Source organism: Pseudomonas sp. F-14 TE3482 (assembly GCF_053629455.1).
Genome location: NZ_JBRJII010000001.1, coordinates 2,789,647 through 2,806,442, shown reverse-complemented (window position 1 = coordinate 2,806,442; position 16,796 = coordinate 2,789,647). Strand labels below are relative to the sequence as shown.

Sequence of the window (16,796 nt, the reverse complement as noted above, 5' to 3'; positions counted from 1 at the left end):
CGGGTCAGGTGGCTTTTTTTTGCATCGGGATTGATGGAGGGCAGCGTTTACAACCTGAAGTGCCCCACCATCCCCTTCAGTTCAACCCCCAGCTGCGCCAACTCAATACTCGACGCTGCATTGCCCTGCATCGCCAGCGACGACTGATCCGCACTGGCGCGGATACTGGTGACACTGCGATTGATCTCCTCGGCCACTGAACTCTGCTCTTCCGCAGCTGCTGCGATCTGCTGGTTCATCTGCTGAATCAACGACACCGCTGCCGCAATGCTCCCCAACGCGCTCTCGGTTTGCAATGCATCGCTCACCGCCAGTTTCACCAACTCGCCACTGTTCTGAATCTGCTGCACCGACGACTGCGCCGCCGAGCGCAAGGCACTGACCAGCCGTTCGATTTCCTCGGTTGATTGCTGGGTTCGCTTGGCCAATGCCCGAACTTCATCGGCCACCACCGCAAACCCCCTGCCCTGCTCGCCGGCCCGCGCTGCCTCGATGGCCGCATTGAGCGCCAACAGGTTGGTTTGCTCGGCAACGCTTTTGATCACGCTGAGTACCGTGCCAATGTTCTGGATTTCCGCACTGAGGCTTTCGATGCTGGAACTGGCCGAGGTGGCTGAGTCCGCCAATTGTTCGATCCGCACCATGCTCTGACGCACCACCTGCTGACCGCTCTCAACCTTGCCATCGGCAGTCTGCGCCGCCTGAGCAGCCTCTTCCGCGTTACGTGCGACGTCGTGCACCGTGGCGGTCATCTGATTCATCGCGGTGGCGACCTGCTCGGTTTCTTCCTTCTGGCTGCTGACCTCAAGGTTGGTCTGTTCGGTTACCGCCGACAGCGATTGAGCAGAGCTTGCCAACTGTTCGATACCGGCCTGCAAACCACTGACGATACTGCTCAGCCCTGCGCCCATTTGCTGCATGGCTTGCATCAACTGGCCGATCTCGTCACGGCGGGTCACTTCAATCGTTGCACTCAAATCCCCCGCGGCGATCTGCTGAGCGACACGAATCACACTGCGCAGCGGCGTGACGATCAACCGGGTGATCACCCACGCAGCAATCAGCCCCACCAGCAAGGCCAGTGCCGAAGAACCGATGATCAACAGCGAGTTCTTTTTCAGCTCTGCCTGCATCGACAGGTCTTCGGCAACGTAGGCCTGATCCACCCGTTCCACCACTTGAGCGGCGCGCTGGTGGAGTTGCTCGTAGACGGTTTTTTCCTCTGCCAACAGTCCGGTGTACTCGGCGAGTTTTTCACTGAAACCGGCGATGTGACCGGACACTTCATTGAGGACAGTCTGATAGCCCTCGTCCTTGATCGTAGTTTTCAGTTGCTCGGCCTGAGTCAGCGCCTGATCGGCCTGCTCGATCTTGCCCTGCCCGCCGCTGTCGTCGCCCTTGCGGCTCTGGTCCAGGCGTACGCGCGCTTCGTTCATGGCCTGCAACATCAGCCGTGCAACCTGGCTGACCTGATTGGCTTGTTCGATGAATTGTGCGCCGTCCTTGCCCTCGGATTCCTTCAAGGTATAGGCACCATCATCGGCGAGCCCGGCCTGCAGCACGTCCAGGTTATTGGCCACGCTGGACACCGACCAACTGGCCATTTCCAGTGCCAGGTCCTTGGCCTGACTCAGCGAGACAAACTCGTCGAACGCCTTGCGATAGGCCCCCAGAGACTGCTCGACGTCATTCATGACCGGCACGTTGGCCGTTGACTGGGCCTTGAGCTGGGTCGCCAGAGCGATCAGAGCGTCCACCCCGGCGCGCAAGGCGTCCGCGGTTTTCGGATTACCGTGCAAGGCGTATTCCTGCTCGAGCAGGCGAACCTTGAGCAAACCGCTGTTGAGCGACGACATCTGCTTGAGCCCGTCGAAGCGCTGACTGATGGTTTGCAGGGACCATACGCCGATGGCCGCTACCAGTGCGGTCAACAGCAGCACCAGTACAAACCCGACACCCAGTTTTTTCGCCATACCGAGGTTGGCAAAACGTCCTTGCACGGCCGAAATCATTGCGCGTAGTCCCCTGCCATTGTCTGTTGATGCAGATTCGCAACGGGCTTGTGCCAACACAAGTCTCTGGCTGCGGAATAATGGCAAAAAGCTACGCCCGCGTCGCTTTCAGAACGCTCGAGGTCGATCCTCAGGGTCTGTTGACGTTTGGCAGCGCAACGCGGTTCGTCACCAAACGTCAACAGACCCTGGCGGTGGCCTGAAAAAATGCCCGGGCGCGAGGATCACAGGCATAAGCTATGTTGATCCGCTGCCAGTCATGAGCCTGGCCGGTCGGACTGAACGCCGTCGGGCAAGACAGCAGGACACCGAAGCGCCGAGCCTGAGTGCGCACCTGAGCATAGTCAGCGTTGCGCGATCGCGCCCAGATGAACAGGCCGCCAACCGGTTTGCCGAAAACCTCCCACTCCGCGTCTTCGAGGACCTGCAAGGCTGCTTCCCTGCCAATACTTAAACGCTGGCGCTGACGCTGCACCAATTTGCGGTAGGCACCGCTGGCCAACAGACTCGCCAGCACCGACTCGCTGAACCGTGAAGCGCCCATGCTGCTGATCATCTTGACCTGCGCCAGTCGCGAAATGACATCGGCACTGGCCACTACAAAGCCAACCCGCAACGAACTGCTGAGGGTTTTGGAGTAGCTGCCGACGTAGATCACGTTGTCATCGATGCCCAGTGCCGCAAGGCGCGTGCCGGGACCGCTGTGAAAATCCGCATAGACGTCGTCTTCGATCACCCGCACACCATGGTTTTTGGCCAGTTGCAGGACCTGCTGAGCCACCCCCGGGGTCAAACTGCTGCCGGTGGGGTTGTGATAAAAGCTGTTGATGAACAAGCCACGGGGTTTGTACTTCATCAGCACGGCCTCGAGTGCTTCGGTGTCTGGCCCGCGCGGGGTTCGTGGCACCTCGATCATGCTGACCCCGTGCAGCCTGAGCAGATCGAACAGCATCGAATAACCGGGGCTTTCCACCACCACGCAATCGCCCGGTTTGAACAGCGTGCGCACAATCAGATCGAGCCCATGACTGGCCCCTGCCGTGGTCAGTATTCGGCTTTCATCCACCTCGATACTCAGTTGTTTCAACCGCTTGAGGATCTGCTGGCGCAAAGCAGGCAGGCCCAGCGGCGTGCTGTAGTTGAACAACCCGGCCATGTCGGTGCGGCTGACCTGGCGTATGGCGTAGCTCAGGTCGTCAGTCTCGCGCCAGCTTTCGGGGAGTCCGCCGCAACCCAGTTTCAGTTCCTCGACATGGCCGCCTTGCTTCCCCTCAACCCCTTCGAACCAGGGAAGATCGCGTTGCTCCCGAGCGGCCAGCACCGTTGCCGCGACAAAGAAACCCGCCCCGTTACGCGTCTCCAGTACCCCTTGAGCCACCAGCCGCTCACAGGCCTCGACGACACTGGATTGACTGAGCAGATTGATCCGCGCGATTTGTCGCACGGAGGGCAAACGCCCCCCCGGCGTCACCTCGCCGCGACGGAGCCAGTCGGCCAATGCGTCGACGATTTGCTGCACGACCGGCACCAATGCCTGTCGATCGATTCTCAACTCCATGAGCAAGCAAACTCCTGTCCGTTTTGCGGGGAACAGTTAATCACAGGAGCGCTTCAGGGGATGTGCGACAACGCCGTCAAAACCCTCGGTTCTAACCATTTGAAACACATTGACCGGTGTCTTCAGGGAACCGGAGCCGATCGATAAAAAAACCTGTGGGAGCGGGCTTGCCCGCGATAGCGGTGTATCAGACAACATTGATGTCGACTGACTCGCCCTCATCGCGGGCAAGCCCGCTCCCACATGGATTGCGCTTTGACACGCATTACGCGGCCTGCAGCATTAAAACGCCGTAACCCCACCATCCACTGCCAGCGAATGACCGGTGGTGAATGCCGCGCCATCGCTGCACAGGTACAGCACCGCGCTGGCAATTTCTTCGACCTTGCCGATACGCCCGACCGGGTGCATGGCATTGGCGAACTCGCCCTTTTTCGGGTCCGCTTCATAGGCTCGACGGAACATGTCGGTGTCGATCACCGCCGGGCACACCGCATTCACGCGAATCTTTTTCTTGGCGTATTCGATGGCCGCCGATTTGGTCAGGCCGATCACCGCGTGCTTGGAAGCTGCGTAAATGCTCATCTTCGGCGCAGCGCCCAGGCCGGCGACCGAAGCGGTGTTGACGATTGCGCCGCCGCCCTGGGCCAGCAGCAACGGCAACTGATACTTCATGCACAGCCAGACTCCTTTGACGTTGACGCCCATGATCGCGTCGAACTCATCGATCGTGCCGTCGGCCAGCTTGCCTTTCTCGATTTCGATACCGGCATTGTTGAAGGCATAGTCGAGACGACCGTAGGTATTCACCACCTCGTCCATCAGATTTTTTACATCGCTTTCCACCGTGACGTTGCAGCGCACGAAGGTCGCGTCACCACCGGCGGTGCGAATCAGCGCCACAGTGCCTTCACCACCCGCCGCGTCCAGATCGGCGACCACCACTTTCAAACCTTCGGCGGCGAACGCCAAAGCGGTCGCGCGGCCAATACCGTTGGCCGCGCCTGTCACAACGGCAACCTGGCCAGAAAACGTCATGCTCATTGTTATGTCCTCGGAGGGAAGAATGCAGGGGATCGCGTGTGGCCAGTCTAGCCACAGGGGCGTATGGCGCGGCAGCACTATCAGAAGGCCGGTTGCCCCCCCATGAGTTGCAGTGATAGAACCGGCGCCATGACTATCACCGCACTGGATCGACGTGCATTCGCAGCGTCAGCCAACCTTGCGACATCGCCCATGAAGGTCTATCAACAAGACTTCATTCATCTTGAGTGCCTGTCATGACTACCCAGACCAATCGCCAGTTCCTGCTCGCCAAACGTCCCGTGGGGCCGGCCACCCGTGAAACATTCACCTATCAAGAAGTACCGGTCGGCGAACCGGCGGCGGGTCAGATCCTGGTCAAGAACGAATACCTGTCCCTGGACCCGGCCATGCGTGGCTGGATGAACGAGGGCAAGTCCTACATCCCTCCGGTCGGCATTGGCGAAGTGATGCGTGCATTGGGCGTAGGAAAAGTCATCGCTTCGAACAATCCGGGTTTCGCCGTGGGGGATTACGTCAATGGCGCCCTCGGTGTGCAGGATTACTTCCTCGGCGAGCCACGAGGTTTCTATAAAGTCGATCCGAAACTGGCACCGCTGCCGCGCTATTTATCCGCGCTGGGCATGACCGGGATGACCGCCTACTTCGCCCTGCTCGATGTCGGCGCGCCGAAAGCCGGTGACACCGTGGTGCTGTCGGGCGCGGCAGGCGCGGTGGGCAGCATTGCCGGGCAGATTGCCAAGATCAAAGGCTGCCGGGTGATCGGCATTGCCGGCGGCGCGGACAAGTGCAAATTCCTGATTGACGAGCTGGGTTTTGACGGTGCCATCGACTACAAAAACGAAGATGTACACGCTGGCCTCAAACGCGAGTGCCCGAAAGGCGTCGACGTGTATTTCGATAACGTCGGCGGCGATATTCTCGATGCCGTGCTGAATCGTCTGAACATGAAGGCGCGGGTGGTGATTTGCGGAGCCATCAGCCAGTACAACAACAAAGAAGCGGTCAAAGGCCCGGCCAACTACCTGTCGCTGCTGGTCAACCGCGCCCGGATGGAAGGCTTTGTGGTGATGGATTACGCCGCACAGTTCGGCGCTGCCGGGCAGGAAATGGCCGGCTGGATGGCCAAGGGGCAGCTCAAGAGCAAGGAAGATATCGTTGAAGGACTGGAAACGTTCCCGGAGACGTTGATGAAGTTGTTCAGCGGCGAGAATTTCGGGAAGTTGGTGTTGAAGGTTTAACCGGATATCTGAAGCACCACAAAACCTTGTGGGAGCGGGCTTGCCCGCGATGAGGGCGTGTCAGTCAACATCAATGTTGTCTGATACACCGCTATCGCGGGCAAGCCCGCTCCCACAGGTTTAGTCGCGTTTAAGCGAGTTCGGCCACTACCGCCGCCAACGCCTTCGCCGGATCCGCCGCCTGGCTGATCGGGCGGCCGATCACCAGGTAGTCGGAACCAGCCTCCAGCGCCTGACGCGGGGTCAGGATGCGGCGCTGATCGTCCTGGGCGCTGCCCGCCGGACGAATCCCCGGGGTCACCAGTTGCAGCGACGGGTGCGCGGTTTTCAGTGCCCGGGCCTCCAGGGCCGAGCAGACCAGACCGTCCATCCCGGCCTTTTCCGCCAGCGCGGCCAGACGCAGCACCTGCTCCTGCGGCTCGATGTCCAGACCGATGCCCGCCAGATCCTCACGCTCCATGCTGGTCAGCACGGTCACGCCAATCAACAGCGGTTTCGGGCCGCTGCGCTGATCGAGCACTTCACGGCAGGCAGCCATCATGCGCAGACCACCGGAGCAGTGCACGTTGACCATCCACACGCCCATTTCCGCGGCGGCCTTGACGGCCATGGCGGTGGTGTTCGGGATGTCGTGGAACTTGAGGTCCAGGAACACTTCGAAGCCTTTGTCGCGCAAAGTGCCGACGATTTCCGAGGCGCAGCTGGTGAACAGTTCTTTACCGACTTTGACCCGGCACAGCTTCGGGTCCAGTTGATCGGCCAGCTTCAGTGCGGCGTCACGGGTAGGGAAATCCAGGGCGACGATGATAGGCGTCTGGCAGGCGGACATGAGTGGGCTCTCAGGCAAGTCGAAATCGGCGCGCATTGTAGCGGAACCAGCGCCGCTGCGGGACCCGATGATCGGTAATTCGTCGTCGCGGCCAAGACAAGACTAGCTCCTGCGGCAATTGTGTCGAGTCCGGTACACACACGACACGCCTACAACACCCTTCAGCGCTACCCTCGGCAGCCGCAACAGGTCCTACAGCACTTCCCGCCTCACGGCCGGACGCCTATGCTGAAGCCACAACCTCGCAGCCTATCTTTGTGGTTGGCAGCCTATCTGGCAGATGAACGCACGCATGCACAACTCCCCAGCACCTCTGAACGACGATCAAAAAGCGCCGGCCGACGATAAACGCTGGAGCATCCGCGCCCTGATCGTCGACGATGACGTCCCGATCCGTGAACTGATGATCGACTACCTGGCCCGGTTCAATATCCACGCCAGCGGCGTCACCGATGGCGCTGCCATGCGTCAGGCGCTGCAAGCCGAGCATTTCGACGTGGTGGTGCTCGACCTGATGCTGCCCGGCGAAGACGGTTTGTCGCTGTGCCGCTGGTTGCGAGCCGAATCGGACATCCCGATCCTGATGCTCACCGCCCGCTGCGAACCCACCGACCGGATCATCGGACTGGAACTGGGCGCCGACGACTACATGGCCAAGCCATTCGAGCCGCGGGAACTGGTCGCACGGATTCAGACCATTCTGCGTCGGGTGCGCGACGACCACACCGAACAACGTGCGAATATTCGCTTCGACACCTGGCGCCTGAACAGTGTGCTGCGCCAGTTGATCGCCGCCGATGGCCTGGTGGTACCGTTGTCCAACGCCGAATTCCGTTTGCTCTGGGTGTTCATCGAACGTCCGCGCCGGGTACTCAGCCGCGAACAACTGCTGGACGCCGCCCGTGGTCGCTCGATCGAAGCGTTTGATCGCAGCATCGACTTGCTCGTCTCGCGCCTGCGCCAGAAACTGGGTGATGACCCGAAAGCCCCACAACTGATCAAGACCGTTCGCGGCGAGGGTTATCTGTTCGACGCACGAGACATCGGCTGATGCGTGCGCGCTTCGATACGCTGTTCGGCCGCCTGTTTGGCGTGCTGCTGCTGGCGATCGTACTGGCGCACCTGTTGGCGTTCTTCTGGTTCAGGCATTACGGTCCACCGCCTCCCCCGCCTGCGCCGTCGGAATTTTCCGAGCGCTTCGACGGACAACGCCCACCACCCGACCCGCGCTTCGGCAACCGGCCGCCACGGCCGTGGTTCGGCGGGCCGCTGGTGCCGCTGACCTTTCAGTTTGTCTCGCTGATCATCGCCGCCTGGTACGGCGCCAAGCTGCTGACCCGCCCGATTCAACGCCTGAGCGACGCCGCCGAGCGCCTGAGTGAAAACCTCGATAGCCCACCGCTGGATGAGTCGGGCCCACGGGAAGCGCGGCAAGCGGCGCACACCTTCAACCTGATGCAGAAGCGCATCCTTGAACAGGTGCAGCAGCGCTCGCGGATGCTTGGCGCGGTGTCCCATGACCTGCGCACGCCGCTGTCGCGGCTCAAGCTGCGGCTGGAACAGATCGACGACGACAAGCTGCAAGGCCAGATGCGTCAGGATCTGGACGACATGATCAGCATGCTCGATTCCACCCTCACCTACCTGCACGAACATCGCACCAGCGAGGCGCCACAATGGATGGACGTGCAGGCGCTGGTGGAATCCCTGAGCGAAAACGCCCAGGACCAGGGTTCCAATGTCCAGGCCAGCGGCCATTGCGCCCCGTTGCAGGTTCAGCCGATGGCCCTGCGCTCATGCATCAATAACCTGCTGGACAACGCCCTGCGTTATGCCGGGGACGCGCTGATCACCCTTGAGGACAGTCGCGAGGAACTGCTGATCCGGGTCATCGACCATGGCCCGGGTATCGCGGCGGATAAACGCGAAGCGGTGTTTGAGCCATTCTTTCGCCTGGAAGGTTCACGTAATCGCAACTCCGGCGGCGTCGGCCTGGGCATGACCATCGCCCGGGAAGCCGCGGAGCGGTTGGGTGGGCAGTTGAGTCTGGAAGAGACTTCCGGTGGCGGTTTAACCGCCGTCATCCGACTGCCCCGCCTCTAAGCCACAACGACTCCCCTGTGGGAGCGGGCCTGCCCGCGATAGCGATCTGACAGCGAACATTGATGTTGGATGTGCTGGCCTCATCGCGGGCAAGCCCGCTCCCACAGGATCTGAGCCAAGCCAATATTTGTGTGTACCAATTGGTACAACCCCCACATACCCACGACAACTCACCCCTTGAGGCTGCATAAGCCGGTGCACTCACCGGTTTCCCATTCCAAGGAGTGAGCACAATGATCGGCAGTGTCAGCAGCAACTACACGAGCTATACCAGCACCAGCAGCACCTCCACCAACAGTGCCCGCAGCCAGCAATTTCAGAAAGAACTGCTCGCCAAACTCGACAGCAACAGCGATGGCGCGGTGGATCAGGACGAGCTCACGAGCGCCCTGTCGCAGAAAACCGATGACGGTTTGCTGGTCAGCCTGAGCAAGAACTTCAGCGACCTGGACAGCGACGAAAGCGGCAGCCTGAGCAGTGAGGAAATGGCCGCGATGCCTCCTCCGCCGCCACCGCATGATCAGGCCCCGAGCACCGAACTGGCCGATGCGCTGATCAGCGCTCTGGACACTGACGGCGACGGCGCCATCAGCAGCGATGAACTCAGCGGCGGCCTGACCAGTGCAGGCAAAATCTTCTCGGCGCTGGACAAGAACGAAGACGGCACCGTCAGCCAGGACGAACTTGTCGCCAGCCTGACCCCACCGCCACCGCCACCTCAGCAGGTGTCCAGCGAAGAGCTGTTTAGCCAGCTCGATACCGACAGCGACGGCAGTGTCACAGACACCGAACTGAGCAGCGCCCTGGCCAGCGATAGCACCTCGTCGACCAGCACCGACACCAGTGCCGCACTGCTCAAGATCCTGGACAGCGACAGCAGTGGTGGCGTCAGCAGCGATGAACTGAAAAACGCTCTGCAAGCCGGTCGCGAGCAAAACACCGACAACTCCACCGATCAGTTCAACGTGACCGAAGCCCTGAACAAAATGATCGCCAACCTGAGCAAGCAGTACTCGCTCGACAACGTGGCGACCGTGGGCAAATACCTGAACGAGGCGACCTGAGTCAAAAGCTTCGCGAGAGTTTGTGGCGAGGGGGCTTGTCGGAATGCCGCATCACCCCGTTCGGCTGCGCAGCAGTCGTAAAACCGGCGAGTGCGGTTTGCCTGAGAATCCGCGATTGCAGGTTTTTGGGTCGCTTCGCAACCCAACGGGGGCAAGCCCCCTCGCCACAACAGCCCCTCGCCACGGGTTTTATGTCGATCATGAGTTGCGGTGTTGATACGGGCGTCATCGCGAGCAGGCTCGCTCCCACAAAGGGAATGCAGCCAACTGTGAGAGCGAGCCTGCTCGCGATAGCTGTTTCACAGGCAACCTATCCTCAATGCTCAAACCCCCATGAAAAACCCGCCCTCCCGTGCAACCGGAATGGCGGGTTTTGTCGTTTCAACTCACACGGTATCCACCTTCAACGAATGGTCATTGAGCATGCCGTTGATGATCGTCGCCGTATCCGCGCCGCCGGCAATCACCCCGCCCGCCCCGGGGGTGACGCCGTAGTGGCTGGCCAGGTTCACGCCGGCAAGGTCGATGGTCTGGTTCGGCGTAGCGCCGGCCATGGCGCTGACGTCGATGCTGGTGATGACCGATGCGCCACTGCCGCTGACGGTGAAGTGCAGGTAGTCATCCAGCGATGCCGCGGTGCCGTTTTCTCCTTGCAGCAGTTGCGACAGGTCAAGCTTGTCGGTGCCTGGGGTGAAGTCGGTGATGACGTCGTGGCCGCTGTTGCCTTTGAGCCACTGGAAGGTGTCGGCGCCGCTGCCGCCGGTGAGGGTGTTGTTGCCCAGGCCACCGATCAGGAAGTCGTCGCCGCCCCCGCCGTTGAGCACGTCGTTGCCCAGACCGCCGTTGATGATGTTGCTGTTGTTGTCGCCCATGAGGCTGTCGTTGAAGTTTGAGCCAGTGAGGTTTTCGATGCCGGTCAGGGTGTCGGTGCCCGCGCCAAGGGTGTTTTGCGCGGTAATCAGGCTCAGGTCGGCGATGACCCCGTCGGTGGCATGGGCGTAGCTCGCGGTGTCGTTGCCGGTGCCGCCATCGAGCAGGTCATTGCCCGCTCCGCTGAACAGCAGGTCATTACCGGCGCCACCGTGCATTTCGTTGTTGCCTCCACCTGCGGTGAGTACGTCGTTGCCGTCGCCGGCATTGATGACGTTGTTGCCAGCGCCCGCCACCAGTACGTCATCCCCAGAAGTGCCGGTCAGCGTATGGCCGTCCTGATAGCTGATGGTCACATTGGCCGAGTCGCTGCCGCCGTGGTTGTCGTTGGCGGTGTAGGTGCCGTGGAAGTCCGGGGTGTTGTCATGAGCCCCGGCGTAGTTGACGGTCATGGTCAGTTGGTAGTTTTCCGACCCCTTGCCGCTGTTGCCCGGGCCACCGTCGTCGATGTTGGTGATGTGGATCTGGTACGTGCCGTCCGCCGTGGCGGTGATGGTCTGGCCGTCAGCGATGGCAATGAAAGCGCCGCCGTTGACCGAGTACTCCATGGTGACGTGGCCGGCCGCCAGGTTGTGGTCCAGGTTGAGGGTTTCACCCTGCTTGAGGTTGACGGTGATCTGATCCTCGTCGTTGGTATTGTTGTTGCTGACCGCCCCCAATGCCCCGCTGACTACCAGTACCGCGGTCATGGCTGCCGTGTTGGCGACGAATGCGCTGCGGGCGATGGTCACTGCCTGGTTGTTTCCGGTGAAACTGAAGTTCGGGTTGGTGCCGGTAAAGTCCGCGCCCTTGAGCACCCACCCGGTATTGAAGGTGGTCGGCGTTGCCGTGAGCGCATCGCCATTGACGTCGCTGTCGTTGGCCAGCAGCAGTTCACCCGGCACCACAATGCTGCCCGACAGAATATTGGTGATGACATGGTCATCGACCGCCACCGGTGGCGTGTTCGGAATCACGTTGATCACCAGCGTGGAGCTGGCCAGATCGCCGTCGTTGTCGCTGACGGTGAAGCCGATGTTTTCGGTAATCACCGCCGTCGTGGTTTTCTGCGAGAGGTAGGTGTACTCGCCAGTATCGAGGTTCACCAACAGCGTGCCGCTGTCATCGGTGGCGATGCTCAGGGTGTTATTGGCGGTGTTGAACGTGCCGTGGTTGGCGCCACCGCTGAAGCTCAGCGAACCCTGATTGCTGTTGGCTTTCGGGTCATAGGTGTAGGTGGTGCCGTCAACCGTGAGGGATTTGATGAAGCCGCCATCGGCACCGAAAGTACCGCCCTCGCCCAACAAGGAACCGGTGACCGGCGCACCTTGTACGGTGCCCGAGAGTACCGAGTCGAGTTGATTGAGGTCGGTCACCAGCACGGCGTTGGTGTCGGTGTGCGTGCTGCCGTCATAGGCCACTGGATCGAGGCTGTCGTTACTGACGCCGCTGCCCAGGCCGATGGCGTAGTTGTTGATGTCATTGGCGTCGAGGAAGGCTTTGAGCGCGGCCTCGTCCGCGGGGCCGATGTCGCCTTCGTTGGGTTTGCCATCAGAGAAGAAGTAGCCGACGTTCTGCGCCCCGGTGAGTTTGCCCGAGGTGTTGAACGCGGTTTGCATGGCCGCCACGGCTGCGTCGTAGTTGGTGCCGCCGCCCGCCGTCAGCGTAGCGATGATCAACTTGGCGGTCGCCACATCGACCCACACCGAAGTCTGGTCCGTGGCGCTGCTGCTGAAGGTGACGATCTGCACTTTCACATCACCGAGATCGTCGTACTTGTCGAGCAATGTGCTGATTGCCTGCTTGGCCAGGTCCAGTCGCGACAGACCCGATACGCCGGACGGGTCGACCATGCTCCCGGACACGTCGATCACCAGCAGCACATTGGAATCGATCTGCACCGCGGGCACCGAACGGTCCGAGGCGACGGCGGTGGGCACGTCATCGACAATGCTGACCACAAGGGTGCCCGTGGTGCTGTTGCCCACGGCATCGGTGGCTGCGTAGGTGAAGCTTTCGTTCAGGGTGTTCGCGCCGTCGTTGGCGTTGGGCGAAGTTTTTGGCGCAGAGGTCAGGGTGTAGGTGTAGCTGCCGTCGGGGTTGAGCAGGATCTGCCCGTAGGTTCCGGTGGCGCTGCCAACCAGGGTGTAAGTGATCGCTCCAGTGGCGCCGGTGACTGCACCGACCAATGTCCCCGAACCGGTTTCTCCCGTGTTGCCAGGCTCGCTGCCGATGACCGTACCCGCCGCCAGGTCCTGCCCGTTCTGGGTCAAATCCAGGGCTTTTTCGTAGACCGTCACGTCGGTATCGGTGACCGTTACGAGGCAGTTGTTGGACACGTCGATGGTCAGGATGGTGGTGCTTTCATCGCCATCGGCATCACGCACGGTATAGGTGAACACATCCGTGGCGCCCGCCTCGCCCACCGAATTCGGGTTGCTGTGGTACACGGCGTTGCCGCTGGCATCCAGCGTCAGATAGCCGTAGGTGCCGTTGATTTGCGTGTTCAAACCGCCGATGGCCGAAGTCGAAGTGTCGCTGCCGGTGCGCACGCCGACCACTGCACCTCCCACTGCCGGGCCGTCAGCACCGAGCACATCGTTGTCCAGCACATTACCGCTGACGGTCCCGCCCTCTACCACCGCGACTGAATCGCAGTAAGCAGTCGGCACGTCATCGACGATGGTGATCACGATGGTACTGGTGACGCTGTTGCCTAGAGAATCGGTGGCCTGATAGGTGAAGCTTTCGCTCAGGGTATTCGGTCCGTCGTTGGCATGGGGCGTGGTCGCTGGTGCGGAGGTCAGGGTGTAGGTGTAGCTGCCATCCGGGTTGAGCAGGATTTGCCCGTAGGTGCCAGTGGCGCTGCCGACCAAGGTGTAAGTGATTGCGCCAGTGGCGCCGGTGATGGAACCGGCCAGCGTGCCGGAAGCGGTTTCGCCGGTGTTGTCAGGTTCACTGCCCGTGACCGTGCCTGCTGCCAGGTCCTGTCCATCCTGGGTCAAATCCAGCGCTTTTTCGTGAACCGTTACGTCGGTATCGGGAGCCACTACAAGGGAGCAGTTGGACACGTCGATGGTAATGGTCGTGGTGCTTTCATCGCCGTCGCCATCGCGCACGGTGTAGGTGAATACGTCCGTAGCGCCCGGCGCGCTGACCGAGTTCGGATTGCTGTGGTACACGGCGTTGCCGTTGGCATCCAGCGTCAGGTAGCCGTAGGTGCCGTGGATTTGCGTGTTCAAACCGCCGATGGCCGAAGTCGAAGTGTCGCTGCCGGCGCGCACGCCGACCACTGCACCACCCGCCGCAGGGCCGTCAGCGCCGAGCACATCATTACCCAACACATTACCGCTGACGGTCCCGCCCTCCGCTACCGCGACTGCATCGGCGTGAGCGGTGGGTACGTCATCGACGATATTGATCACGATGGTGCTGGTGACGCTGTTGCCCAAGGGATCAGTCGCTTGATAGGTGAAGCTTTCGCTCAGGGTGTTCGGCCCGTCATTGACGTTGGGCGTGGTCGCTGGCGCGGAGGTCAGGGTGTAGGTGTAGCTGCCGTCGGGGTTGAGCACGATTTGCCCATAAGTCCCGGTGGCGCTGCCGACCAAGGTGTAAGTGATCGTGCCAGTGGTGCCAGCGACCGAACCGACCAGCGTACCGGAGCCGGTTTCACCGGCATTGCCCGGCTCGCTGCCGGTGACGGTGCCCGCCGCCAGGTCCTGGCCATCCTGGGTCAGATCCAGGGCTTTTTCGTGAACCGTCACGTCGCTGTCGCTGGCCGCTACGAGGGTGCAGTCGGCCACGTTGATGGTGATGGTCGTGGTGCTTTCATCACCGTCGGCATCGCGCACGGTGTAGGTAAACACATCCGTGGCCCCCGGCGCGCTGACCGAGTTCGGGTTGCTGTGGTACACGGCATTGCCGTTGGCATCCAGAGTCAGGTAGCCATAGCTGCCGATGATTTGAGTATTCAGGCCGCCGATGGCCGAGGTCGAGGTGTCGCTGCCGGCGCGCACGCCGACCACCGCACCACTGAGTGCCGGGCCGTCGGCGCCACCGACGTCATTGTTCAGCACGTTGCCCGAGGCCGTTGCGCCCTCGTCGATCGTGGCGAGATCAGGGTTGGCGGTGGGCAAGTCATCGACGATGTTGACGTTGATCTGACCCAATGCCGTGCTGCCATCGACGTCGGTGGCAACGACGTCGAGGTTCTCGGTGATGCTGTTGGTGCCGTCGGCGTTCGGATGGGTTTCGTTATCCGTCAGGGTGTAGCTGTAGCTGACCACGCCTGTGGTGCTGTTGAAACCGGTGATGGTCAGCGTATTGCCGAGCGCGGTGACAATCGATTGCGGGAAGCCTGCGACCACGCCACCGGTGACTATCGCGATACCGCCCACGGTCAGGGTTTGCAAACCGTCGAGGGCGGTGACGGTGAAGGTGCCGCTTTGGGTCAGGGCCGGTGTATTGGGGCTGGTGCCGTCGCTGAGGTTTTTCTCATAGACGTTGAGTTCACCGCCGTTAACGTTCAGGCCATCGAGGGTCACTGGGTCATCGTTGTCATGGATGTTCAGCACCAGCGTCGCGGTGCTGGTATCGCCATCGGCATCCGTCAGGGTGTAGGTGAAGGTTTCCGTGGCGCTACCGCCACCGTTCAGGGCTTTGAAATCGGCGTCGCTGGTGTTCAGGGTGTAGGTGTATGTGCCGTTGGGGTTGAGCACCAGCGTGCCGTAAGTCCCGTTGAACGTACCGCCAATGATCGGCCCGCTGTCGGGACCGGTGGCAATGCGGTCGGCGCCCTGGAGGTCGTTGGGCAGCACGCTGCCGGTCAGGGTCAGCAGGGTTTCCGAGGCGGTATTGGCGTTGGTGTCGTCGATCGCTTTGGGCACATCGTCGGTGATGTTGACGTCCAGCGAACCGGTGGCGGTATCGCCATTGCTGTCGCTCGCGACCACGGTGAACTGTTCACTGAGGTTGTTGGCGCCATCGCCCGCCGAGTGGGTTTCGTTGCCGACCAAGGTGTAGCTGTAACTCACTACGCCGGTGGCCGGGTTATAGCCGGTAATCGTCAGGGTGTTACCCAATTGAGTGGTGATCGACTGCGGAAAACCGGCGGGCACACCGCCACTGATTACGTTGATCCCGCCGATGTTCAGGCTGGTCAGCCCGTCAGCGGCAATGACTGTGAAGGTACCGTTTTGAGTCAGCGCTCCGGGGTTGCTGGCCGAACCTTCCGCCAGGTGGGCTTCATTGAGGGTGAGTTCGCCCCCCGCCGCCGACAGGCCGATGAGGGTAACCGGGTTATTAGGCGCGCCTGCCCCCCCCGCACCACCTGCGCCATTGTCGCCATTGTCAGGGTCCCGGCGCTCCAGGAGGAATTCGGGAATACCGTTGAAGCCCGCGGTGGGGAAACCAATCGTGGGATCGACCCGGCCCGCCACTTCCTCCAGCAACACAAAACTGTGACCGCCGCCCAATCCACCCGGTGCACCCGAGGCGCCCGGTCCGGCGGCAGTGGCTTCGCCTGTTTGAGTCGGGTCGGCGCCGGCGGCAATGGCTTTTTGCAGCTGCTCGACATCAGTCAGTTGCGCTTGGCTCGGCGTCACCGCCTCAGAGGTCTCCACGTGCGGGACCTGATGCGCCAGTAATTTGGACGTCATCTGCAGGCTGCTGTCACGCCCCAGGGTCAGTTCCTGGCCATTTTGCAGTTGCACCGCCACCGCGCCTTCGGCCCCGGTGACCAGCTGCTCGCCGGCAAACAGCCGATCGCCCTCGACCAGGGTGCGTCGGGTGCCATCACCCGCCACTGCATACACCTGACCGATGACTTTACTGACGATACCGATGAGCGTTGCCATGTGCATTTCCTCCGCTGCCAACTGCTGTCGGCATCCTGTTTGCGCGAAGAACGTGCCCATGGTTCAAGCAGGTTGGCCTGATGGATCGTTTGCCGAGAAAGCGTTTACCTGACGTAAACCACTGCCTCCCGACACTTTCGCCAGGCGTGTCGCTCGCAAGGGGAATTTCTGGATCGGGATA

The 16,796-nt window shown here is 61.3% G+C and carries 9 protein-coding genes and 1 pseudogene; 4 read left to right on the top strand and 6 right to left on the bottom strand.

The window, feature by feature from the left end:
* Positions 1-47 precede the first annotated feature (47 nt).
* The 4 genes and pseudogenes from AB7M26_RS12595 to AB7M26_RS12580 all read right to left on the bottom strand — a co-directional run bounded on the left by AB7M26_RS12595 (position 48) and on the right by AB7M26_RS12580 (position 4,614).
* The gene (locus AB7M26_RS12595) at positions 48-911 is read right to left on the bottom strand and encodes a methyl-accepting chemotaxis protein (protein ID WP_429388828.1); all 864 of its coding nucleotides are present in this window, start codon (positions 909-911) and stop codon (positions 48-50) included.
* Positions 909-1,133, bottom strand: a pseudogene (locus AB7M26_RS12590) (HAMP domain-containing protein); the annotation flags it as partial. The gene AB7M26_RS12595 and the pseudogene AB7M26_RS12590, both read right to left, overlap by 3 nt.
* A 1,057-nt stretch (positions 1,134-2,190) precedes the next feature.
* Complete coding sequence (locus AB7M26_RS12585) at positions 2,191-3,570, bottom strand: aminotransferase-like domain-containing protein (protein WP_429384545.1); 1,380 nt, start codon at positions 3,568-3,570, stop codon at positions 2,191-2,193.
* A gap of 282 nt (positions 3,571-3,852) precedes the next feature.
* Positions 3,853-4,614: an SDR family oxidoreductase gene (locus AB7M26_RS12580; protein ID WP_429378405.1), complete on the bottom strand. Its 762-nt coding sequence runs from the start codon at positions 4,612-4,614 to the stop codon at positions 3,853-3,855.
* Positions 4,615-4,850: 236 nt separating this feature from the next.
* On the opposite strand from AB7M26_RS12580, the gene AB7M26_RS12575 reads away from it, so the two are divergent.
* On the top strand, positions 4,851-5,855 hold the full coding sequence (locus AB7M26_RS12575; RefSeq protein WP_123494632.1) for an NADP-dependent oxidoreductase: 1,005 nt from the start codon (positions 4,851-4,853) through the stop codon (positions 5,853-5,855).
* A 130-nt stretch (positions 5,856-5,985) separates the two neighbouring features.
* Here the strand turns inward: AB7M26_RS12575 and pyrF are convergent, their stop codons facing one another.
* Complete coding sequence (pyrF, locus tag AB7M26_RS12570) at positions 5,986-6,684, bottom strand: orotidine-5'-phosphate decarboxylase (protein ID WP_008011684.1); 699 nt, start codon at positions 6,682-6,684, stop codon at positions 5,986-5,988.
* A gap of 292 nt (positions 6,685-6,976) precedes the next feature.
* Between pyrF and AB7M26_RS12565 the strand changes: the two genes are divergently transcribed.
* From AB7M26_RS12565 to xopAW, 3 genes are all read left to right on the top strand, one after another.
* On the top strand, positions 6,977-7,735 hold the full coding sequence (locus AB7M26_RS12565) for a response regulator (protein WP_429384540.1): 759 nt from the start codon (positions 6,977-6,979) through the stop codon (positions 7,733-7,735).
* Positions 7,735-8,787, top strand: a complete 1,053-nt coding sequence (locus tag AB7M26_RS12560) for a sensor histidine kinase (RefSeq protein ID WP_429378400.1) — start codon at positions 7,735-7,737, stop codon at positions 8,785-8,787. The genes AB7M26_RS12565 and AB7M26_RS12560 overlap by 1 nt, the downstream gene beginning before the upstream one ends.
* Before the next feature lie 233 nt (positions 8,788-9,020).
* Complete coding sequence (xopAW, locus tag AB7M26_RS12555) at positions 9,021-9,851, top strand: XopAW family type III secretion system calcium-binding effector (protein WP_429384536.1); 831 nt, start codon at positions 9,021-9,023, stop codon at positions 9,849-9,851.
* 386 nt (positions 9,852-10,237) lie between these two features.
* Here xopAW and AB7M26_RS12550 read toward each other — a convergent pair whose 3' ends face one another.
* The gene (locus AB7M26_RS12550) at positions 10,238-16,615 is read right to left on the bottom strand and encodes a retention module-containing protein (protein WP_429384533.1); all 6,378 of its coding nucleotides are present in this window, start codon (positions 16,613-16,615) and stop codon (positions 10,238-10,240) included.
* Positions 16,616-16,796 lie beyond the last annotated feature (181 nt).